Origin of the sequence: Cryocola sp. 340MFSha3.1 (assembly GCF_000383315.1) — a bacterium.
GTDB lineage: Bacteria > Actinomycetota > Actinomycetes > Actinomycetales > Microbacteriaceae > Leifsonia.
Genome location: NZ_KB911088.1, coordinates 1,755,494 through 1,777,939 on the forward strand (window position 1 = coordinate 1,755,494; position 22,446 = coordinate 1,777,939).

General features: G+C 69.4%; 19 protein-coding genes. 13 read left to right on the forward strand and 6 right to left on the reverse strand.

The window, feature by feature from the left end; all coding sequences use genetic code 11:
• Positions 1-7: 7 nt before the first annotated feature.
• From H284_RS0119505 to H284_RS0119565, 13 genes are all read left to right on the forward strand, one after another.
• Positions 8-1,333, forward strand: a complete 1,326-nt coding sequence (locus tag H284_RS0119505; RefSeq protein ID WP_020077533.1) for a DUF58 domain-containing protein — start codon at positions 8-10, stop codon at positions 1,331-1,333.
• Entirely contained in the window at positions 1,330-1,929 is a 600-nt protein-coding gene (locus tag H284_RS0119510; protein WP_020077534.1) for a hypothetical protein, read from the forward strand. Before H284_RS0119505 ends, H284_RS0119510 begins: the two co-directional genes overlap by 4 nt.
• A 238-nt stretch (positions 1,930-2,167) precedes the next feature.
• The gene (uvrA, locus tag H284_RS0119515; protein WP_018191147.1) at positions 2,168-5,077 is read left to right on the forward strand and encodes an excinuclease ABC subunit UvrA; all 2,910 of its coding nucleotides are present in this window, start codon (positions 2,168-2,170) and stop codon (positions 5,075-5,077) included.
• A gap of 8 nt (positions 5,078-5,085) precedes the next feature.
• Positions 5,086-7,068: an excinuclease ABC subunit UvrC gene (gene uvrC / locus H284_RS0119520; protein ID WP_020077535.1), complete on the forward strand. Its 1,983-nt coding sequence runs from the start codon at positions 5,086-5,088 to the stop codon at positions 7,066-7,068.
• Between the two features lie 34 nt (positions 7,069-7,102).
• Positions 7,103-7,999 carry an RNase adapter RapZ gene (gene rapZ, locus H284_RS0119525; protein WP_018191145.1) on the forward strand — a complete coding sequence of 299 codons (897 nt, stop codon included), beginning with the start codon at positions 7,103-7,105 and terminating at the stop codon, positions 7,997-7,999.
• 55 nt (positions 8,000-8,054) lie between these two features.
• Positions 8,055-9,035: a DNA-binding protein WhiA gene (gene whiA / locus H284_RS0119530; RefSeq protein ID WP_018191144.1), complete on the forward strand. Its 981-nt coding sequence runs from the start codon at positions 8,055-8,057 to the stop codon at positions 9,033-9,035.
• A gap of 107 nt (positions 9,036-9,142) precedes the next feature.
• Positions 9,143-9,769 carry a superoxide dismutase gene (locus H284_RS0119535; protein ID WP_020077536.1) on the forward strand — a complete coding sequence of 209 codons (627 nt, stop codon included), beginning with the start codon at positions 9,143-9,145 and terminating at the stop codon, positions 9,767-9,769.
• A gap of 103 nt (positions 9,770-9,872) precedes the next feature.
• Positions 9,873-10,877 (forward strand): type I glyceraldehyde-3-phosphate dehydrogenase, encoded by a 1,005-nt coding sequence (gene gap, locus H284_RS0119540; protein WP_018191142.1) that lies wholly within the window; start codon positions 9,873-9,875, stop codon positions 10,875-10,877.
• A gap of 15 nt (positions 10,878-10,892) precedes the next feature.
• A complete protein-coding gene (locus tag H284_RS0119545; RefSeq protein WP_020077537.1) occupies positions 10,893-12,110 on the forward strand; it encodes a phosphoglycerate kinase in 1,218 nt (405 codons plus the stop codon).
• Positions 12,098-12,901, forward strand: coding sequence for a triose-phosphate isomerase (gene tpiA / locus H284_RS0119550; protein WP_039731453.1), 804 nt, complete (start codon positions 12,098-12,100; stop codon positions 12,899-12,901). Before H284_RS0119545 ends, tpiA begins: the two co-directional genes overlap by 13 nt.
• Positions 12,902-12,971: 70 nt before the next feature.
• The gene (secG, locus tag H284_RS0119555) at positions 12,972-13,217 is read left to right on the forward strand and encodes a preprotein translocase subunit SecG (RefSeq protein WP_018191139.1); all 246 of its coding nucleotides are present in this window, start codon (positions 12,972-12,974) and stop codon (positions 13,215-13,217) included.
• A 26-nt stretch (positions 13,218-13,243) separates the two neighbouring features.
• Complete coding sequence (locus tag H284_RS0119560) at positions 13,244-13,609, forward strand: RNA polymerase-binding protein RbpA (protein ID WP_018191138.1); 366 nt, start codon at positions 13,244-13,246, stop codon at positions 13,607-13,609.
• A 152-nt stretch (positions 13,610-13,761) separates the two neighbouring features.
• Positions 13,762-14,196, forward strand: a complete 435-nt coding sequence (locus H284_RS0119565) for a hypothetical protein (protein ID WP_018191137.1) — start codon at positions 13,762-13,764, stop codon at positions 14,194-14,196.
• Here the strand turns inward: H284_RS0119565 and pgl are convergent.
• The 6 genes from pgl to tkt are packed head-to-tail and all read right to left on the reverse strand — an operon-like array spanning position 14,177 to position 22,329.
• The gene (gene pgl, locus H284_RS0119570; protein ID WP_018191136.1) at positions 14,177-14,947 is read right to left on the reverse strand and encodes a 6-phosphogluconolactonase; all 771 of its coding nucleotides are present in this window, start codon (positions 14,945-14,947) and stop codon (positions 14,177-14,179) included. The two genes, H284_RS0119565 and pgl, sit on opposite strands and share 20 nt — an antisense overlap.
• Complete coding sequence (locus tag H284_RS0119575; RefSeq protein ID WP_020077538.1) at positions 14,944-15,906, reverse strand: glucose-6-phosphate dehydrogenase assembly protein OpcA; 963 nt, start codon at positions 15,904-15,906, stop codon at positions 14,944-14,946. The genes pgl and H284_RS0119575 overlap by 4 nt, the downstream gene beginning before the upstream one ends.
• The gene (zwf, locus tag H284_RS0119580) at positions 15,903-17,444 is read right to left on the reverse strand and encodes a glucose-6-phosphate dehydrogenase (RefSeq protein ID WP_026307184.1); all 1,542 of its coding nucleotides are present in this window, start codon (positions 17,442-17,444) and stop codon (positions 15,903-15,905) included. The genes H284_RS0119575 and zwf overlap by 4 nt, the downstream gene beginning before the upstream one ends.
• A 25-nt stretch (positions 17,445-17,469) precedes the next feature.
• Complete coding sequence (locus H284_RS0119585) at positions 17,470-19,080, reverse strand: phosphoglucose isomerase-related protein (RefSeq protein ID WP_020077539.1); 1,611 nt, start codon at positions 19,078-19,080, stop codon at positions 17,470-17,472.
• The gene (tal, locus tag H284_RS0119590) at positions 19,077-20,207 is read right to left on the reverse strand and encodes a transaldolase (RefSeq protein ID WP_018191132.1); all 1,131 of its coding nucleotides are present in this window, start codon (positions 20,205-20,207) and stop codon (positions 19,077-19,079) included. Before tal ends, H284_RS0119585 begins: the two co-directional genes overlap by 4 nt.
• Positions 20,208-20,235: 28 nt before the next feature.
• Positions 20,236-22,329: a transketolase gene (tkt, locus tag H284_RS0119595; RefSeq protein WP_020077540.1), complete on the reverse strand. Its 2,094-nt coding sequence runs from the start codon at positions 22,327-22,329 to the stop codon at positions 20,236-20,238.
• Positions 22,330-22,446: the final 117 nt, after the last annotated feature.

Below are 22,446 nucleotides of genomic sequence, written 5' to 3' on the forward strand. Positions count from 1 at the left end.
GGTTCCGATGACCGAGCGAGCCGTCGCGGTCACACGGACGGGGTGGATGCCCAGCCCGGCGCTGGCGGGTGCGATCGTGGTCGGAGTGATCGGCGTGGTCGCCGCATTCGTCATGTCCCGGCTCGAACCGGCGCTGATCGGCATCCCGCTGCTGCTCTCCGCCGCGTGGGGATGGGACCGCCGGCCGGCCGCGTCCGTCGACCCGGTCGAGATCAGCACCGCCGTAACGGTTGACGAGACTGGCCGCAGCGGCGACGCGACCCTCGGCATCCACGTCGCGGCGTCTGCCACCCAGGGGCGCGGAACGCAGCGCCCCGACGCCCTGCACCTCCGCCTGGGCCTGGGCGGCGCCGGACCCGTCGAGGCCGTCGTCACCCCGCGAACGGCCGCAGACCTTCGCAGCGAGGTGCCCGTCGTGCACTCCGGTCCGCAGCGCGTCGCCGCGGTCGAGGCTCGCGCTCTGGGCGCGGACGCGGCCTGGGCGAGCACGCCCACGGACGAGGCCGCTGTCGAGCGGGTCGTCCGGCCGCGGCGCGCGCCCCTCCGCAGTCTTCCGCTGCCCGCGCGGCTTCTCGGGCTGACCGGGCAGCACATCTCCACGCGGCCGGGAGACGGCGGCGAGTTCCGCGACATCGACCTGTTCCATCCCGGCGACCGGCTGCGGCGCATCGACTGGAAGGCCACGGCGCGCGCCGGTCGCGGAATCGACCTGTACGTCCGGCGCACGACGGCGACCTCCGACGCGGCCGTGCACCTCGCGCTCGACGCGCGAGACGACGTCAGCGCGGTCGTCGCCGACTGGCCGCGCGCCTACCCGCGTCCCGCGGTGTCGTCCCTCGACCTCGCGCGGGAGGCCGCCTCCTCGCTCGCGGCCGCCTACGCCGGCGCGGCCGACCGGATCGGGTTCGACGACCTGGGGGAGTCGCGCCGCGTGCTTCCTCCGCGGGCCGGCGCGCGGCACCGGGAGCGGGTGCTGCGGGCGATCGAGGCGACCGCCGCGAACGGGGCGCCGTTCACGCGGGTCCGTTCTCCGCGGCTCGCTCCGGGGTCGATCGTGTTCGTGCTGTCGACCTTCCTCGACGATCAGCCCGTCACGCTCGCTCTCACCTGGCGCGCCGCAGGCCACAGGGTGGTCGCCGTCGACGTGCTGCCTGCTCGGGATGCGCGGGAGCTGCCCGCCCGTGATCGCCTAGCCCTGCGCACCATCGAGCTCGAGCGCTCCCTCCGCCTCGAGCAGCTGCAGTCGGGCGGTGTCGAGCTGCTCGTCTGGCAGGATGCTGCGCTGCGCGAGGCGGCGCTGCGTGTGCTGGCGTCCGGACGGGCCCGACGGTGAGCCGCGACGACGCGCGGCCGGCGAACGGGTCCGCACCCGGCACCGGGACGCCGATCGGGACACCATCCGGGTCGTCGACGCCGGCACCGGTGCTCGGCGTACGGACCGTTCCTGCCTGGACTGTCCGCGTGGTCTTCGCCGCGATCGCGCTGCTGCTCGTGTTGGTCGGCGTGCCCGAGGGTCCGTGGACCGGCATCGCAGCCCTCCTGATCGGCGTCTCGGTGTGGCGGCCGCGCTGGCTGACCGCGTGGGTGCTCATCGGGGTGCTGCTGCTGTCCTCCCTGATCGAGCCCGGCACGCTCACTCCGCGCCTGCTCGGCCTGATCGCCGGTGCGCACGCCCTCCACCTGCTGGCCGGATGGATGCTGGCGCTGCCCGCCGCCGCACGCCTGCAGCCCGCGGTGCTGCTCCCTTCTCTCCGTCGGTTCGCGATCATCCAGGTGCCGGTGCAGCTCGCCGCCGTCGCCCTGCTGCTGGTCCGGGGCGGCAGGGGCATCGGGCCGAGCGTCCCCGTCCTCGCCGCCGTCTCCGGACTCGCACTCGCCGCGCTGGTCGGACTGCTGCTCCCCGCCCTGCTCCGCCGCGCGCCGCGCTGAGCGCTCGGCCCGGCGTCCGCATCCACTCCTGCCTCCGCATCCACTCCAGCCTCCGCATCCAGTCGCCGAGGGTTGGAATGTCGGTGGTCGCGCCTAGACTCGCGGCTGCACGGGATCACCGTGCCGTCCAGGGTAGAATCGAACACACGTTCGACCTGGCGAACGGGTGCGCGGTGGGCGAACAGCCCCGATTTCCCAGTACGGATGGCGGAGAATAGAGCGAGTGAGCAGCGGGCGAGTGAACAGCGATCGGGTCGGGGAATCCGGCAACATCAGCAGGGTGACGGGGTCGCACCTCAGTGTGCGCGGCGCACGCGTTCACAACCTGCACAACGTCGACCTCGAGATCCCACGCGACTCGATGGTGGTCTTCACGGGCCTGTCCGGATCCGGCAAGTCGTCACTCGCGTTCGACACGATCTTCGCGGAGGGGCAGCGCCGCTACGTGGAGTCGCTGTCCGCGTACGCGCGGCAGTTTCTGGGCCAGGTGGACCGGCCGGACGTCGACTTCATCGAGGGCCTCAGCCCCGCGGTGTCGATCGACCAGAAGTCGACCAACCGCAACCCGCGGTCCACGGTGGGCACCATCACCGAGATCTACGACTACATGCGTCTGCTGTGGGCGCGTATCGGCGTTCCGCACTGTCCGATCTGCGGTGAGCGCATCCAGCGTCAGACCGTCCAGCAGATCGCCGACCAGCTCATGGAGCTCGAGCCCGGCACCCGCTACATGGTCGTCAGCCCGGTGGTCTCGCAGAAGAAGGGCGAGTTCGTCGACCTCTTCAAGGAGCTCGCGGCGAGCGGTTACTCGCGCGCGCTCGTCGACGGCGAGCAGATCCAGCTCTCCGAGCCGCCGACGCTGAAGAAGCAGTACAAGCACGACATCTCGGTCGTTGTCGACCGCCTCGTCGCCGGCCCGGACATCCTCGGCCGGCTGACCGACTCCCTGGAGACGGCGCTGCGCCTGACCGACGGTCTCGTCCAGGTCAACTACGTCGACCGCGAAGGGCCCGCCGCGTGGCAGAACTTCAGCGAGAAGCTGTCGTGCCCCAACGGCCACCCGATCCAGTTGACCGAGATCGAGCCGCGCACCTTCTCGTTCAACGCCCCGTTCGGCGCCTGCCCCGAGTGCTCCGGCCTCGGCACCCGCATGTCGGTGGATGACGAGCTCCTGCTCGGCGACGACGAGCTCAGCATCGCCGAAGGCGTCATCGTGCCGTGGACCACGCAGGGCAAGGGACTCTTCAATTACTACGAGAAGCTGCTCGACGGGCTCGCCCGCGACCTCAAGTTCTCGCTCAAGACGCCGTGGAAGAAGCTGCCGGAGAACGTGCGCGACGCGGTGCTGCACGGCGACAACTTCGAGGTCAAGGTGCGGTGGAAGAACCGCTACGGCCGCGAGATGTCGTACACCTCCGGCTTCGAGGGCGTGGTGCCCTACATCGAGCGGCAGTATCTGCAGGCCGAGACCGACACGCAGCGCGCCCGCTGGGCCGAGTACCTGCGCGAGGTCCCGTGCCCGGTCTGCGGCGGCAAGCGGCTGAAGCCCGAGGTGCTCGCGGTGCTCGTGCACGGCAAGAGCATCGCCGACGCCTCGCTGCTCAGCCTGAGCGACGCCCGCAACTTCATGGAGAAGCTGCACCTGACGGAGCGCGAGCAGAAGATCGGTGCGCAGGTGCTGCGCGAGATCAAGGTCCGGCTCGACTTCCTCATCCAGGTCGGCCTCAGCTACCTCGACCTGGCCCGCGCGGCCGGCACGCTGTCCGGCGGCGAGGCGCAGCGCATCCGCCTGGCGACCCAGATCGGCTCCGGCCTGACCGGCGTGCTCTACGTGCTCGACGAGCCGAGCATCGGGCTGCACCAGCGCGACAACCGCCGGCTCATCGACACGCTCGTCGCCCTGCGCGACCTCGGCAACACGCTGATCGTGGTCGAACACGACGAGGACACCATCCGCACCGCCGACTGGATTGTCGACATCGGCCCCGGCGCGGGCGTCAACGGCGGGCACGTCGTCCACTCCGGTTCGTACGACGACCTGCTCGCCAACACCGAGTCGCTGACCGGCGACTACCTGGCGGGCCGTCGGGAGATCGCCATCCCGTCCAAGCGCCGCAAGGTCGACAAGAAGCGGATGATCCGCGTCGTGGATGCGGAGGCCAACAACCTCAAGAAGGTCACGGTCGACTTCCCGCTCGGAACCTTCGTGGCGGTGACCGGTGTCTCCGGTTCGGGCAAGTCGTCGCTGGTCAACGACATCCTGTACCGGGTGATGGCCAACAAGCTCAACGGCGCCCGCAAGGTGCCGGGGAAGCACCGGACCGTCACCGGTCTCGAGAACCTCGACAAGGTCGTCCACGTCGACCAGGCACCGATCGGCCGCACCCCGCGGTCGAACCCGGCGACCTACACCGGCGTCTTCGACCGCATCCGCAACCTGTTCGCCGAGACGCCGGAAGCGAAGACCCGCGGCTACCTGCCCGGCCGGTTCAGCTTCAACGTCAAGGGAGGACGCTGCGAGGCGTGCTCGGGTGACGGCACGATCAAGATCGAGATGAACTTCCTGCCCGACGTCTACGTCGCGTGCGAGGTGTGCGGGGGTGCGCGGTACAACCGCGACACGCTGTCCGTGCACTACAAGGGCAAGAACATCGCCGAAGTGCTCGACATGCCGATCAGCGAGGCGGCGGAGTTCTTCCGGCCGATCTCGGCCATCCACCGCTACCTGCAGACACTCGTCGACGTCGGCCTCGGCTACGTCCGGCTCGGGCAGAGCGCGACGACCCTCTCCGGCGGCGAGGCGCAGCGCGTGAAGCTCGCGACCGAGCTGCAGCGCCGATCCAACGGCCGCAGCGTGTACGTGCTCGACGAGCCGACCACGGGTCTGCACTTCGAGGATGTCCGCAAGCTGCTGCTGGTGCTGAACGGCCTGCTCGACAAGGGCAACACGGTGATCGTCATCGAGCACAACCTCGACGTCATCAAGTCGGCCGACTGGATCATCGACATGGGTCCGGAGGGCGGCGCCGGCGGCGGAGAGGTCATCGCGACGGGCACGCCCGAGAAGGTCGCGGAGACCCCGGGCAGCCACACCGGCTTCTTCCTCAAGGAGATCCTGCAGGGCGAGTCCGCCCGGGGCGCCGCGTAAGAGGCGCGATGGCAGACACCGTCAGCTACCGGCCGAAGGCCGGCGAGATCCCGACGCAGCCCGGGGTGTACCGGTTCCGTGACAAGAACCGGCGTGTGCTCTACGTCGGCAAGGCGAAGAACCTGCGCGCGCGGCTGAGCAACTACTTCCAGCCGCTGCGCAGCCTCCACGAGCGCACCCGCCGCATGGTCACCACCGCGGCGAGCGTCGAGTGGACGGTCGTCGGCACGGAGTACGAGGCGCTCCAGCTGGAGTACACCTGGATCAAGGAGTTCAACCCGCCTTTCAACGTCAAGTTCCGCGACGACAAGACGTACCCGTACCTGGCGGTGACGCTCGGCGACCGCATCCCGCGCGTCATGATCACGCGCAACCGCAACATCAAGGACGCCCGCTACTTCGGCCCGTACACGAAGGTCTGGGCGATCCGCGAGACGGTCGATCTGATGCTGAAAGCGTTCCCGATGCGGAGCTGCTCCGACGGTGTGTACCGCCGCGCCGAACTCACCGGGCGGCCCTGCCTCCTGGGCGACATCGGCAAGTGCGCAGCGCCCTGCGTCGGGCGCATCTCGCCCGGCGACCACAAGTCGCTCGCCATCGATTTCGCCTCGTTCATGGCGGGCAACGACAGCGGCTACCTGCGCGACCTGAACGAGAAGATGAAGCAGGCGGCCAGCACGATGGACTACGAGTCCGCCGCGCGCCACCGCGACGCCATCCAGGCGCTCGAGGGAGTGCTCGGCAAGAGCGCGGTCGTGCTTCCGGAGAACATCGACGCCGACGTCTTCGGCATCGCCCACGACGAACTGGCCGCGGCCGTCCAGCAGTTCATCGTGCGCGGCGGCCGCGTCCGCGGTGTGCGCAGCTGGGTCGTCGACAAGGAGCTCGACATGGAGCTCGCCGAACTCGTCGAGACGGTCGTCCAGAACGCCTACGACGGACCGGACGCCCCGCCGCGCGAGATCATCGTGCCCGAGCTGCCGGAAGACACCGCGGAGCTCGAGCAGTGGCTGACCCAGCGCCGCCGCGAGACGCCGGACCCCTCCGCCGCCCGCGGCCGCCTCACCGGTCGCGTCGAGCTGCGCACGGCGCAGCGCGGCGACAAGGCCGCGATCGCGCAGACGGTCGAGATGAACGCGAAGAACGCGCTCGTCCTGTACAAGACCCGGCGGAGCTCGGACTTCGTGGCGCGGTCGAAGGCGCTGAACGACATCCAGGACGCGCTCGGCATGGACGAGGCGCCGCTCCGGATGGAGTGCTACGACGTCTCGCACCTCAGCGGCACGAACATCGTGGCGTCGATGGTGGTCTTCGAGGACGGCCTGCCGCGCAAGGACCAGTACCGCCGGTTCAGCATCCCCGAGTCGACCGACGACACGGAGTCGATCTACCAGGTCATCTCCCGCCGCCTGGCGTACCTGAAGGACGCGCCCGCAGCGGCAGCCGACGCCGCCCCCACCGTCGATGAGGAGACGGCGCTCGACGCCGAGGGCGCCGCCGGTGCCGACGAGATCGTGGATGCCGCCGAGGGCCGTCGCCGCAAGTTCTCCTATCCGCCGAACCTGCTGATCGTCGACGGAGGCCAGCCGCAGGTCGCCGCCGCGAAGCGCGCTCTCGACGAGTCCGGGGTGACCGGCATCCAGCTCGCGGGTATCGCCAAGCGCCTGGAGGAGATCTGGCTGCCGGACTCCGACTTCCCGGTGATCCTGCCGCGCAACAGCGACGCGCTTTTCCTCATCCAACGTCTCCGCGACGAGGCCCACCGCTTCGCGATCACCTACCAGCGGGCGCGCCGTAAGCGCGACATCGGGACGGTGCTGGGCGAGATCCCGGGCCTCGGTCCATCGCGCGTCAAGGAGCTGCTGAAGCACTTCGGCTCGGTGGCCCAGCTGCGCAAGGCGACGCCCGAGCAGATCGCCGAGGTTCGCGGGGTCGGTCCCACGCTCGCGACCGCGATCTTCGAGCGGCTCGCAGAGGGCGGCAGTCGGTAGGCTGGGGGAACACCACAACGGAGGAGACCGGACGATGGCCACCGACGGCGACACAGTCGCGCAGAACGCCGAGCAGCAGGAAGTCCTCATCGTCACCGGGATGTCGGGCGCCGGCCGCTCGACGGTCGCCAATGCGCTGGAGGACCTCGACTGGTACGTCGTGGACAACCTCCCGCCGCAGATGCTGCGTCCGCTGATCGAGCTCGCCAACCGCGCCGAGTCGGGTCTGCCGCGCATCGCCGCGGTGGTCGACGTGCGCGGGCGCAACTTCTTCGTCGATCTGCGCGACATGATCCAGAGCCTCCGCGAGGGCACCAAGGTGCGCGTGCTGTTCCTGGAGGCGTCCGACGCGGTGCTCGTCCGCCGGTTCGAGCAGGTGCGGAGGCCGCACCCGCTGCAGGGCGACGGCACCATCCTCGACGGCATCTCGGCGGAGCGGACGCGGTTGCGCGAGATCCGCGAGGCGAGCGACATCATCGTCGACACCACCGACCTCAACATCCACCAGCTGGCGACCAACATCACCGACACCTTCGCGGCGGAGGACGCCGCCGACGTGCAGGTGACGGTGATGAGCTTCGGCTTCAAGTACGGGCTGCCCGCCGACGCCGACATGGTCGCCGACGCGCGCTTCCTGCCCAACCCGTTCTGGAACCCCGAGCTGCGGCCGCACACGGGTCTGGAGGAGATCGTCAGCGACTACGTCCTGGCCCAGGACGGCGCCGACGAGTTCATCCAGGGATACGTCTCGGCGCTCCGGCCGATCATGTCCGGCTACCAGCGTGAGAACAAACGGCACGCTCTGATCGCGATAGGCTGCACTGGCGGAAAGCACCGGTCCGTCGCGATTGCGGAAGAGCTCGCGGCGCGGTTGCGGAGTTTCCCCGGTCTGTCGGTCAACACCAAGCACCGCGACCTCGGCCGTGAATGATCACGGCTTTTCCCTCCACGGCACCACCCCCGCCTTGAGACAGTAAGGAATCCGATTGGCTCTCACCGCCGACGTCAAGGACGAGCTCACGAAGGTCGAGGTCAGCAAGACCACGGTCCGAGCAGCAGAACTGGCCACCATCCTCCGGTTCTCGGGCGGTCTGCACCTCATCGGCGGCCGGATCGCGGTCGAGAGCGAGCTCGACACCCCGGAACTCGCACGGCGGGTGCGGAAAGACCTCGCGGAGCTGTACGGCGTCCGCAGCGAGGTGTCCGTCATCTCCGCGTCCGGACTGCGTCGCAGCAGCCAGTACCTCGTCCGCGTGCTCGAGGGCGGCGAGACGCTCGCCCGGCAGACCGGACTCCTGGATGCGCGTCGCCGGCCGATCCGCGGCCTCCCGAACCGCCTGACCACCGGCTCCCGCGACGAGCTCGCCGCCGTCTGGCGCGGCGCCTTCCTCGCCCACGGCTCGCTCACCGACCCGGGCCGCTCCGCCGCCCTCGAGGTCACCTGCCCCGGTAACGAGGCCGCCATGGCGCTCGTCGGCGCAGCAGGGCGTCTCGGCATCGCGGCCAAGGCCCGTGAGGTGCGCGGCGTGCACCGCGTCGTCATCCGCGACGGCGAGGCGATCAGCGCCATGCTCGTCGCGATGGGTGCCCTCCAGACCGTCACCAACTGGGAGGAGCTGCGGCAGCGCCGCGAGGTGCGCGCCAACGCCAACCGCCTGGTCAACTTCGACGACGCCAACCTGCGCCGCTCGGCCCAGGCCGCCGTCGCCGCGTGTGCGCGCGTGGAGCGCGCGCTCGAGATCCTCGGCCCCGACGTCCCGCAGCACCTGCGCTACGCGGGCGAGCTGCGTCTCGCGCACCGCGACTCCAGCCTGGACGAGCTGGGTCACCACGCCGACCCGCCCATGACGAAGGACGCCGTGGCCGGCCGCATCCGCCGCCTGCTAGCGATGGCGGACAAGCGCGCGAGCGACCTCGGCATCCCCGGCACGGAGGCGAGCCTCCCCGCCGATCTGGACGAGGTGTAAGTTTCGACGGGGAACGTGCGGCCGGAAGGAAGCATCCGACGGCCGCCCGGGTTGCCCTTACTAGACTCGACGAGTCGCTCGAATCACAACAACAGTGGAGATGAGTAATGGCTGACTACACGCTGCCGGACCTTCCGTACGACTACTCGGCTCTTGAGCCGAACATCAGCGGCCGGATCATGGAGCTGCACCACGACAAGCACCACAAGACGTATGTCGACGGCGCGAACACCGCCATCGCCAAGCTGGCCGAGGCGCGCGACGCCGACGACCTGACCTACGTCAACAAGCTCGAGAAGGACCTCGCGTTCAACCTCGCCGGCCACGTCAACCACACCGTGTTCTGGAACAACCTCTCTCCGGACGGCGGCGACAAGCCGGTCGGCGAGCTGGCCGCCGCGATCGACGAGTTCTTCGGCTCGTTCGACAAGTTCCGCGCCCACTTCACGGCGTCGGCGCTCGGCATCCAGGGCTCCGGCTGGTCGATCCTGGCCTGGGACTCCCTCGGGCAGAAGCTCATCATCGAGCAGCTGTACGACCACCAGGGCAACCTCGCCGCGGCCACCGTCCCGCTCCTCATGCTCGACATGTGGGAGCACGCCTTCTACCTCGACTACGTCAACGTGAAGGCCGACTACGTGAAGGCGTTCTGGAACATCACCAACTGGGGCGATGTCAATGACCGCTTCGTCCGTGCGCGCGAGAAGACCGCGGGTCTGCTGCTACTGTCGTAGGCGGGTGGGCGTCCCGGGAGGGACCCTCCCGGGACGCCGCCGTCCGCAATCAACACCTGACAAAGCGCGCCGTCCGGCGCCCATCGAGTAACTGGAGACATCTGTGTCCGTAAAGATCGGAATCAACGGGTTCGGTCGCATTGGTCGTAACTACCTGCGCGCCGCCCTGGCGAAGGGCAGCGACCTCGAGGTCGTCGCGGTGAACGACCTCACCGACAACAAGACGCTCGCACACCTGCTCAAGTACGACTCCATCACGGGCCGTCTCGACGCGACGGTGGAGCTCGACGGCGACAACATCGTCGTCAACGGCAACCCGATCAAGGTCCTCGCGGAGCGCGACCCCGCCAACCTCGGCTGGGGCGACCTGGGCGTCGACATCGTCATCGAGTCGACCGGCCGCTTCACCAAGGCCGACGACGCGCGCAAGCACATCGAGGCGGGCGCCAAGAAGGTCATCATCTCGGCTCCGGCGACCGGCGAGGACGCCACGTTCGTCATGGGCGTGAACGAGCACCTCTACGACCCGGCGTCGCACAACATCATCTCCAACGCGTCCTGCACCACGAACTGCCTCGCGCCGCTCGCCAAGGTGTTCAACGACGAGTTCGGCATCGAGCGCGGTCTGATGACCACGGTCCACGCCTACACCGCCGACCAGAACCTCCAGGACGGCCCGCACTCCGACCTGCGTCGCGCCCGCGCCGCCGCGATCAACATCGTCCCGACCTCCACCGGTGCGGCGAAGGCCATCGGCCTCGTCCTGCCGGAGCTCAAGGGCAAGCTCGACGGCTTCGCGCTGCGCGTCCCGGTCCCCACCGGCTCGATCACCGACCTCACGGTCACCGCCTCGCGCCCGGTCACGGTCGACGAGGTCAAGGCGGCCTACAAGAAGGCGGCGGAGGGCCCGCTGAAGGGCATCCTCAAGTACACGGAGGACGAGATCGTCTCCTCCGACATCGTCTCCGACCCGCACTCCTCGATCTTCGACTCGGGTCTGCTGCGTGTCCTCGGCGACCAGGTGAAGCTCTCGAGCTGGTACGACAACGAGTGGGGCTACTCCAACCGTCTCGTCGACCTGACCGAGTACGTCGCCGAGCGCCTCTAAGCGCAGGGAACCGACGTGACGCTCCGCACTCTCGACTCACTCGGTTCGCTCGCCGGCAAGCGGGTCGTCGTCCGCTGTGATCTCAACGTGCCCCTGGACGGCGCGAAGATCACGGACGACGGTCGCGTGCGAGCGTCGATTCCCACGCTGAACGCCCTGATCAACCAGGGCGCGAAGGTGGTCGTGATCTCGCACCTGGGACGCCCCGAGGGCGCCCCGGATGCGAAGTACAGCCTGGCGCCGGTCGCCCAGCGGCTCTCCGAGCTGCTGGGCGCCCCGGTGACCTTCGCCAAGGACACCGTCGGCGGCGGCGCCGAGGAGGCCGTCAACGGCCTCAACGACGGCGACGTCGCCCTGCTGGAGAATCTCCGGTTCAATCCGGGGGAGACCTCGAAGGACGAGGGCGAGCGTCGTGCCTTCGCCGAGAAGCTGGCTGCCTTCGGCGACGCCTTCGTCTCGGACGGCTTCGGCGTCGTGCACCGCAAGCAGGCGAGCGTCTACGAGCTCGCTCAGCTGCTGCCGAGCGCGGCCGGCACGCTGATCCAGGCCGAGCTCGAGGTGCTCGACCGTCTGACCGAGAACCCGGAGCGGCCGTACGCGGTCGTCCTCGGCGGCTCGAAGGTCTCGGACAAGCTCGGCGTCATCGGTCACCTGCTGCCGAAGGTCAACTCGCTGCTCATCGGCGGCGGGATGCTGTTCACCTTCCTCGCGGCCAAGGGCATGAAGGTCGGGTCGAGCCTGCTCGAAGCCGACCAGATCGACACCGTCAAGGGCTACCTGGCGAAGGCCGAGGAGCTCGGCGTCGAGCTGGTGCTCCCGCGCGACGTCGTGGTGGCCTCGAAGTTCGGCGCCGACGCGGAGCACGTGGTGCGCCCGGTCGACGCGATCGAGGACACCGACTGGGGTGACAAGGGCCTGGGACTCGACATCGGCCCGGAGACCGCCGAGCTGTTCTCGGAGTACGTCCGCGGAGCGCGCACGGTGTTCTGGAACGGCCCGATGGGCGTGTTCGAGCTGGCGCCGTTCGCGGCGGGCACGAAGGCGGTCGCGCAGGCGCTCACCGAGGTCGACGGCCTCAGCGTCGTCGGAGGTGGCGACTCCGCCGCGGCCGTCCGTGCGCTCGGGTTCCGTGACGACCAGTTCGGTCACATCTCGACGGGCGGAGGCGCGAGCCTCGAGTTCCTCGAAGGCAAGCGACTCCCCGGACTGGAGGTCCTCGGATGGCAGCAGTGAGCCCCACGGTGCGGCGTGTCCCGCTCATCGCCGGCAACTGGAAGATGAACCTGGACCACCTCCAGGCGATCGCGTTCGTGCAGAAGCTCGCGTGGACGCTGAAGGACGCCAACCACGACTTCTCGGCGGTGGAGGTGGCGGTCTTCCCGCCCTTCACCGACCTGCGGAGCGTGCAGACGCTGGTCGCGGCCGACAAGCTGCCACTCGCCTTCGGCGGACAGGACGTCTCGGAGCACGAGTCGGGTGCGTACACGGGCGAGATCTCGGCCGCGTTCCTCGCGGCCCTGGAGTCGCGGTACGTCATCATCGGTCACTCGGAGCGGCGCACGCTGCACGCCGAGACCGACGAGCAGGTCGCCGGAAAGGTGGCCGCCGCGCTTAAGCACAACATCGCCCCGATCATCTGCGTCGGCGAGACGGCGGAGGACCTCGAGACCCACGGCGCGAGCGCCGTGCCGGTTGCGCAGCTCCGTGCCGCGTTGTCCCGCGTCGACTCGGCAGCCGACTTCGTCGTCGCGTACGAGCCGGTCTGGGCCATCGGCTCCGGCCAGGCGGCAACGCCCGAGCAGGCGGAGCAGGTGGCGGCGGCACTGCGTGCGGTCATCGCCGAGGTGCTGGGCGACGACGTCGCGGCCAAGACGCGCATCCTGTACGGCGGTTCGGTGAAGTCGGGCAACATCGCCGGCTTCATGCGCGAGCCCAATGTGGACGGCGCCCTGGTCGGCGGTGCGAGCCTCGACGTGAACGAGTTCGCCGCGATCGTCCGGTATCAGAAGCACGTCGGTCTCTGACGGCTCCCGCCGGTTATACTGGTCGTTGGTCTTCCCGGGCACGGCCCGGACGTTTCCCGAAAGGTTCCACGTGCTGATTCTCCAGGTCGTCCTGCAGGTGCTGCTCGGCATCACCAGCCTCCTGCTGACGCTGCTCATCCTGCTGCACAAGGGTCGCGGCGGCGGTCTGTCCGACATGTTCGGCGGCGGCGTCACGTCCAACCTGGGTGCGTCGGGTGTCGCCGAGCGCAACCTGAACCGCATCACCGTGATCCTGGGCCTGATCTGGATCACCTGCATCGTCGTGCTCGGTCTGATCACGAAGTTCAGCGCGTAAGCGCACACTGAAGAAGGAGAGACTGCATGGCATCCGGAGGCAGTGCAATCCGCGGCTCGCGCGTCGGCGCGGGCCCCATGGGCGAGCAGGACCGCGGTTTCCACGCGGACCGCGTCGCGATCTCGTACTGGGACGCTCTCGGCAACGAGACGGTCCGCTACTTCGCGGCGAACCTCCCCGAGGAGGAGATCCCCGACATCATCGACTCGCCGTCGACCGGTCTCCCGGCCGGCCGCGACAAGGAGAACCCGCCGTCGGTCGCGAAGACGGAGCCCTACAAGACGCACCTCGCGTACGTGAAGGAGCGCCGCAGCGAAGAGGAGGCGGAGCAGCTGCTCGAGGACGCCCTCAACCAGCTGCGCGCCCGTCGGGGTCGTCCGACCACCAACTGAGCGTTCACGTCACGAAGGCCGCCCCACCCCATCCCCACGATTTGCGCCAAATCTCGGTTATCGCTCTCCCATAACCACGATTTGGCGCAAATCTCGGTCATCGCGGCTCTATAGCGACGATGTGGCGCACGTCTCGGGGCTACACTGCGGGCATGCGGGGAGCACGGGATGATCGGGCGGAAACTCCGCGTGCGCTCGGCGACGAGGTCAGCCGGCTCAGTCTGCTCGCCCTGCTGGAGGAGGCGGTCGACGCGGCCGAGAAGGCCGACATCCTGCTCGCGCGCTGCGATGATATCGACGTGACGACTGCGGCGGATGCGCGGCAAGCGCTGCGATTGCGGGTCACTTTCGCCGAACTGCACCGCTGGGTGGACGAACTCGACCTCGACGGCCGGGAGGCGGAGGTGCGCGACGAGGCGGCTCGCCTGCTCGCGTTCTACCTGCACCTTCTGACGCACGCGTTCGACCGCCGCATCGCCGCGGCAGGGCACGACCGGCGTGCGATCCGGCAACGCGGACCGTTGACCGGTGCGCCCTGCGCGCGGTTGACGACGCTGCGGGAGCGGGTCAGTAGCTGGGTGCGATGAGGTTCTCGGGCACGTCGACGGCGGCATCCTTGTCCACGAAGAACACGGTCCGCTTGCGGCCCTTGGCACCCGCGACGGGGACCTCGGTGTAGCTGGCGCCGGCGAGGGCGAGACCGAGGGCGCTGGCCTTGTCCGTGCCGGACAGCACGAGCCAGATGCGGTCGGACGAGTTGATCACCGGGCGGGTGAGGCTCAGCCGCTGCGGCGGCGGCTTCGGCGAGTCGCGCTCGGCGATCACCGACGCCTTCTCCTCGCGGATCCCCGGACGGTCCGGGAACAGCGACGCGATGTGGCCGTCCGGCCCGACGCCGAGGAAGGTGATGTCGAACTTCGGCACCGGCCAGCCCTCGTGGGCGAACGCCTCGAGCTCGGCCGCGTAGAGGCGGGCCGCCTCGTCGATGTCCGGGACCTCGTCCGACGACGGGAAGGGGTGCACGTTCTCCGGCGGGACCGCGATGTGGTCGAGCAGGGCCTCGCGGGCCTGGCGCTCGTTGCGGTCGGGGCTGTCACGCGGCACGAACCGCTCGTCTCCCCACCAGAAGTGCACCTTCGACCAGTCGATGGTGTCGCGGGCGGGGGAGGCGTTGACCGCCTCCAGCACCGCGATGCCCATCGTGCCGCCGGTGAGCGCGATGTTCGCCACCCCCAGATCGTCGAGGATGTCGATCGTCTTGGTGAGGAAGCGCGCGGCCACAGACGCGGTCAGAGCCTCCTTGTCGGGGTGAACGAGCACCCGCCGTTCGTTCGTCATACCCTGGCGCCTGCTCCTTCGTCGGAGGTCTCCAGCAGTGCGAGACCCTTGGTGATGACCTCGCCGTAGAGGTCGTCCGGGTCCAGCCTACGCAGTTCTTCCGCCAGGCAGTCCCGCAGGCTGCGGCGTGGCAGGGAGAGGTCGTGCGTGGGCTGGCCGGGCTGCGACAGGCGAGCGACGTTCGGGACCTCGCGCCGCAGCTCGATCACGCCGGACGCGCGCTCCATCTTCACGCCGTGGATGCCGCCCGAGCCGATCGCGCGCGAGGCGAGGTCGTACTGCACGGGCACCTGCAGCTGGAGCCGCAGCCAGGCGGCGAGGAGCAAGGTGGACGGCGAGTCGGCCGCGCCAGCCACGTCGACGGCCGTGATCGGCTCGTACGGCGGCTGGTCCAGCACCGCGGCGAGCTGGGCGCGCCACAGTGTCAGGCGCGTCCACGCGAAGTCCGTGTCACCGGGGGCGTAGGTCTTGCCCAGGTGGAACAGGAACTCCTGCGGGTTCGGCTGCGCGGAGGCGTCGGTGATCCGCCGGGTCGCGATGCGGCCCAGGGGAGAGGTGGAGGCCTTCTCGGGCGCGATACCCGGCCACCAGACCACCACGGGGGCGTCGGGGAGGAGCAGGCCGGTGACCAGTCCCTCCTCGTCGCTCGCCGTGTCGCCGTAGGCGCGGAGCACGATGACCTCGCTGGCCCCGGCGTCGCCGCCGACGCGGATCTGCGCGTCGAGGCGGCCGTCGCCGTTGTGGGTGCGCTCCTCCTCGGTCGACACCACGATCACACGCATCGGGTGCTCGCGGGAGGCGTCGTTGGCGGCCTCGATGGCCTCCTCCTCCTGCCCCAGGTGCGTCGCGATGATGAGCGTCAGGACGCGGCCGAGGGCGACGGCGCCGCCCTCCTCGCGGATCTTGACGAGCGCCTTCGAGATGTTGCTGACGGTCGTCGCGGGAAGGTCGACGATCATGGACGCCTCCAAACGCGGCCGTCGCGGGCGAGGAGCTCGTCGGCCGACTTCGGGCCCCAGGTTCCGGGGCGGTATTGCTCGGGCTGGCCCTGCGTGGCCCAGAAGTCCTCGATCGGGTCGAGGATCTTCCAGGAGAGCTCGACCTCCTCGTGGCGGGGGAACAGCGGCGGGTCGCCGAGCAGCACATCCAGGATGAGCCGCTCGTACGCCTCGGGGCTGGCCTCCGTGAAGGCGTGGCCGTAACCGAAGTCCATGCTGACGTCGCGCACCTGCATGCCGGCGCCGGGGACCTTCGAGCCGAAGCGGATGGTCACACCCTCGTCGGGCTGGACGCGGATGACGAGTGCGTTCTGGCCGAGCGCGCTGGTCTGCGACTCCGCGAAGAGCTGCTGCGGAGCGCGCTTGAAGACGACCGCGATCTCGGTGACGCGGCGGCCGAGGCGCTTACCGGCGCGCAGGTAGAACGGGACGCCCGCCCAGCGGCGGGTGCCGATCTCCAGCTTGATGGCCGCGTAGGTCTCCGTGGTGGACTGGGGGTTCATCCCGTCCTCCTCCAGGAATCCGACGACCTTCTCGCCGCCCTGCCAGCCGGGGCCGTACTGTCCGCGGGCCGTCGACTTCGCGAGGTCCTTGGGCAGCCGGACGGCGGCGAGCACCTTCTCCTTCTCGGCGCGCAGGTCTGCGGCGTTGAACGAGATGGGCTCCTCCATCGCCGTGAGGGCGAGGAGCTGCAGCAGGTGGTTCTGGATGACGTCGCGCGCAGCGCCGATGCCGTCGTAGTAGCCGGCCCGGCCGCCCACGCCGATGTCCTCGGCCATGGTGATCTGCACGTGGTCGACGTAGTTGGCGTTCCAGATCGGCTCGTACAGCTCGTTGGCGAAGCGCAGCGCCAGGATGTTCTGGACCGTCTCCTTGCCGAGGTAGTGGTCGATGCGGAACACCGAGTCCGGCGGGAACACCGTCTCCACGACCGCGTTCAGCTCGCGAGCCGACTGCAGGTCGTGGCCGAACGGCTTCTCGATGACGACGCGCCGCCAGCCGTCGCCGGACTGGTCGGCGAGACCGGACCGCTTCAGCTGCTCGGTGACGATCGGGAACGCCTTCGGCGGGATGGACAGGTAGAACGCATGGTTGCCCATGGTCCCGCGCTCCTTGTCCAGGTCTTCGACGGTCTGCTTGAGGCGCTGGAACGCCTCGTCGTCGTCGAACTCTCCCGGGACGAAGCGGATGCCCTGTGCGAGCTGCTGCCACACGTCGTCGTCGAACGGCGTGCGGGCGTACTGCTTGACCGCGTCGTAGACGACCTTCTCGAAATCCTGGTCCTCCCAGTCACGCCGGGCGAAGCCGACGAGAGAGAACCCGGGCGGCAGGAGGCCGCGGTTCGCGAGGTCGTACACCGCGGGCATCAGCTTCTTGCGCGACAGGTCGCCTGTCACACCGAAGATGATGAGGCTGCTGGGCCCCGCGATGCGATTCAGACGGCGGTCGGAGGGCAACCGCAACGGGTTGAACTCCGGGGTGATTTCCACCGGTGACACGTGGGTGATCTCCTTTATCGACGGCTCAGTTGACGGCCTCGAACAGCGAGACGACATCCGCCTCGGGGTTCGTGAGGGTCAACGTCAGCACCGGGCGGCCGTGCTCGCCGAGGACGCTGGCGTCGCCGGCGGCCTGGGCCTGGATGAGCTGCCCGAAGGTGAAGGGACGGCCGGGGATCTCGAGATCCTCGGAGGGCGTCGCCGTGATCTGCAGGAACACGCCGACCGCCGGACCGCCCTTGTGGAACTGACCCGTCGAGTGCAGGAAGCGCGGTCCCCAGCCGAAGGTGACCGGGCGGTTCGCCTTCGCCGCCAGCAGGTCGCGGAGCCCTAAGAGCTGGGGGAGCGCGAGGCGGTCCACGTAGGCCTGGACCGCGACGTAGCCGTCGGGTCCGAGCTGGGCGAGCAGGGCGTCCACGGCGGCGTCGAGGGTGCTCGCGTCGCCGAGGAAGGACCCGGTGGTGCGCACCTCGATGCCGCCCGCGGTGAACGCGGGGGTGACGGGCTCCGGCCGGTTGTCGAGCAGCGAGCGTGCGGCGACCTTGGCGGCCTCCACATCCGGCTGGTCGAACGGGTTGATCCCGAGCAGGCGTCCGGCGACCGCGACCGCGTACTCCCAGACGATGAGCTGGGCGCCGAGGCTGCCGGAGACGAGGATCTCGCCCTCGTGACGGTCGGCCGGGAACAGGTGGTGCGCCTCGGCGTTCGCGACGAGGCGGACGACCTGGAGGTCGGCCGGCTTCGACTCGAGCTCGGGGGCGAGCTTGTCGAGCACGACCGGCAGCAGGCCGGTGCCCTCCTTGCCGGTGGACTCGGCGATCAGCTGCTCGGCCCAGTCCGCGAAGCCCACGATGTGGGTCCCGTCGGAGACGATGCCCAGCTTGTCCTTCAGCGGGCTGGTTCCGGCGATCGCGGCGCCGAGCACGAGGCCCGGGTTCTGCTCGTTGTCGACCGCGAGCTCGATGGACGTGGCATCCGCCTCGTCGAGGAGCTCGGAGATGTCGACGCCGGCGAGGCCGGAGGGGACGAGCCCGAACGCGGTGAGGGCCGAGTAGCGGCCGCCGACGTTCGGGTCGGCGTTGAACACGCGGTAGCCGGCCTCACGGGCGGACTGGTCGAGCGGCGAGCCCGGGTCGGTGACGACGATGATCCGCTCGCGCGGGTCGATGCCGGCGTCCTGGAACCACTTCTCGTAGACGCGCTTCTGGCTGTCCGTCTCGAGCGTCGAGCCCGACTTGGAGGAGATGACCACCGCGGTGGCCTCCAGCCGGTCGCGGAGAGCCGAGAGCACCTGCCCCGGGTCGGTGGAGTCGAGCACGGTGAGCTCGGCCTCCGCCGTCCGGGTGATGACCTCCGGCGCGAGGGACGAGCCGCCCATGCCGCCGAGGACGATGTGGTTCACGCCCTTGGCGTGCAGCTCGTCGCGCAGCGCGACGATCTCGGGCACGAGCGGGCGCGAGATGGCGACCGCTTCGGTCCAGCCGAGGCGCTTGCTCGCCTCGGCCTCGGCGGCCGGGCCCCAGAGGGCCGGGTCCTGGGCGGTGATGCCGGATGCCACCTTGTCGGCGACGAGCTGCGGCACCACGGTGCGGACGGCGTCGGCCGCCGCACCGGTGACGTGGATGCGGAACGTCACTTGGCGGCTCCCTCGAGGGCGTTCTTCACGGTCTCGACGAGCTCGCCCCACGAGACGTTGAACTTCTCGACGCCTTCGCGCTCAAGGGTCTCGGTCACGTCGTCGTAGCTGATGCCGAGGTCGGCCAGCTTGTTGAGCACGTCGTTCGACTCGGCGTAGGTGCCGGTGACGGTGTCGCCGGTGATGTGGCCGTGGTCGAAGGTCGCGTCGAGCGTCTTCTCGGGCATCGTGTTGACGACGTTCGGGGCGACGAGCGCCTCGACGTACAGCGTGTCGGGCAGGCTCGGGTCCTTCACACCGGTGGAGGCCCACAGCGGGCGCTGCTCGTTGGCGCCGGCCTCGACGAGGAGCTTCGCGCGCTCGGTGGCGAACTGCTGCTCGTACACCTCGTAGGCGAGGCGAGCGTTGGCGATGCCGGCCTTGCTCTTGAGGCCCTCGGCCTCGTCCGTGCCGATCGCGCTGAGGCGCTTGTCCACCTCGGTGTCGACGCGCGAGACGAAGAACGAGGCGACCGAGTGGATGCCGGAGAGGTCGATGCCCGCCGCCTTGGCCTTCTCGAGGCCGGTGAGGTAGGCGTTGATGACCTCGCGGTAGCGCTCGAGGCTGAAGATCAGCGTCACGTTGACGCTGATGCCGGCCGCGATGGTCTCCGTGATGGCCTCGAGGCCCTCGACCGTCGCCGGGATCTTGATCATGACGTTCGGCTTCTGGATCTTGTCCGCGAGCTTCTTCGCGGCCTCGATGGTGGCCTTCGTGTCGCGGGCGAGCCCCGGGGCGACCTCGATGGACACGCGGCCGTCGACCCCGTTCGAGCGCTCGTAGACGCTGTGGAAGATGTCGCTCGCCTTGGCGACGTCGTCGGTGGTGATCTCGAAGATCGCGTCGTCGACGTCCACACCGGCGGCGGCGAGCTGGCGGACCTGCTCGTCGTAGGCCTCGCCCTTGGCGAGGGCGGCGGCGAAGATCGTCGGGTTCGTGGTCACGCCGACCACGTTCTTCTCGGCGATCAGCTTCTCGAGGTTGCCCGTGTTGATGCGCTCACGCGACAGGTCGTCCAGCCAGATGCTGACGCCCGCTGCGGACAGTGCGGCCGTGGGGGTCGCGGCGGTGGCGGTTGTGTCGGTCATTTTCTCTTATCTCCTCTTGTGCCCGCGCTCAGAGCGACGCGAGCGATTCCTTCGCTGCGGACACGGCGTGCTCGGTGGTCATACCGAACTCGCGGAACAGCGTCTTGTAGTCGGCCGAGGCACCGAAGTGCTCGATCGAGACGCTCCGGCCGTGGTCGCCGACGATCTTGTCCCAGGCGAGCGCGGCGCCGGCCTCGATCGAGACGCGGGCCTTGACGGCCGCGGGGAGCACCTTCTCGCGGTACTCGGCGGGCTGCTCGGCGAACCACTCGAGGCTCGGGGCGGAGACGACGCGGGCGTTGATGCCCTCGCCGCGCAGCTCCTCGCGGGCCTCCAGCGCGATCTGCACCTCGGAGCCGGTCGCGATGAAGATCACGTCCGGCGTGCCGCCCGGCGCCTCGGCCAGGATGTATGCGCCCTTCGCGACGTTCTTGGCCGACGCGAGGGTGTCGCCCTCGGCGTCGCCGTCTCCACGCTCGAACACCGGGATGTTCTGGCGGGTCAGCGCGATGCCGGCCGGGCCGTTGCGGCGCTCCAGCATGGTCTTCCAGGCCCAGGCGACCTCATTGGCGTCGCCGGGGCGGACGACCGTGAAGTTGGGGATGGCGCGCAGTGTCGAGAGCTGCTCGATCGGCTGGTGGGTGGGGCCGTCCTCGCCCAGCGCGACGGAGTCGTGCGTCCAGACGAAGATCGACGGGATGTTCATGAGGGCGGACAGGCGGAGGGACGGCCGCTGGTAGTCGCTGAAGATCAGGAACGTGCCGCCGAACGGACGGGTCGGTCCGTGCAGCACGATGCCGTTCAGGATGGCCGCCATGGCGTGCTCGCGGATGCCGAAGTGCAGCACGCGTCCGTACGGGTTGCCGGTCCACTCGTGCGTCGAGCGCTCGGTGGGCACGAACGAGGCTGCGCTCTCGATGGTCGTGTTGTTCGACTCCGCGAGGTCGGCCGAGCCGCCCCACAGCTCCGGCATGACCGGCGCGATGGCGTTGAGCACCTTGCCGCTCGCGGCGCGGGTGGAGACGTCCTTGCCCGGCTCGAACACGGGGAGCGCGCTCTCCAGCTCCTCCGGCGCGGCGCCGCTCAGCAGGCGGTCGAGCAGCTGCTTGCGCTCGGGGTTCGCCTCGGCCCAGGCGTCGAAGCCCTTCTGCCACTCGGCGCGCTCCTCGGCACCGCGCTCGATGGCCTTGCGCGTGTGCTCGATGACCTCGTCGGCGACCTCGAAGGTCTGCTCGGGGTCGAAGCCGAGCACCTCCTTGACGGCGCGGAGCTCGTCGGCGCCCAGGGCGGAGCCGTGGATCTTGCCGGTGTTCTGCTTCTTCGGGGCCGGCCAGCCGATGATGGTCTTGAGGATGATCAGCGACGGCTTGTCGGTGACGGCCTTCGCGTTCTCGATCGCCTGGTAGAGCTCCTCGACGTCCTCCTGGTAGACGCCGGTCTTCTTCCAGTCGACGACCTGCACGTCCCAGTGGTACGCCTCGTAGCGCGCCTTCACGTCCTCGGTGAAGGCGATGTCGGTGTCGTCCTCGATCGAGATCTGGTTGCTGTCGTAGATCGCGATCAGGTTGCCGAGCTCCTGGTGGCCGGCGAGCGACGAGGCCTCGGAGCTGACGCCCTCCTCGAGGTCGCCGTCGGAGGCGATCACGTAGATGTGGTGGTCGAACGGGCTGGTGCCGGGGGCCGCGTCCGGATCGAACAGGCCGCGCTCGAAACGCTGGGCATAAGCGAAACCGACGGCGGAGGAGATGCCCTGGCCCAGGGGGCCGGTGGTGATCTCCACGCCGTCGGTGTGTCCGTACTCGGGGTGGCCGGGGGTGAGGGAGCCCCACGTGCGCAGCTTCTTGAGGTCGTCGAGCTCGAGACCGTAGCCGCCCAGATAGAGCTGGACGTACTGGGTCAGGGACGAGTGGCCCGCCGAGAGGATGAAGCGGTCGCGACCGAGCCAGTGCTGGTCGCGCGGGTCGCGGCGCATCACCTTCTGGAACAGCAGGTAGGCCGCGGGGGCGAGGCTCATGGCGGTGCCGGGATGCCCGTTGCCCACCTTCTCCACCGCGTCGGCCGCGAGAACGCGAGCCGTGTCTACTGCCTTGTTGTCAATGGGATCCCACTGCAGTGCTGCCACGTGAAAACTGACCCTTCGTAGATGTGGTGAGGGTCGTCGTGGAACCCGCACCGGTTGAGGTAGTGCGCGCCGTGGACGTCATCGGCGCCGAGCCATTCCTCCGTCACCGTCCTACAA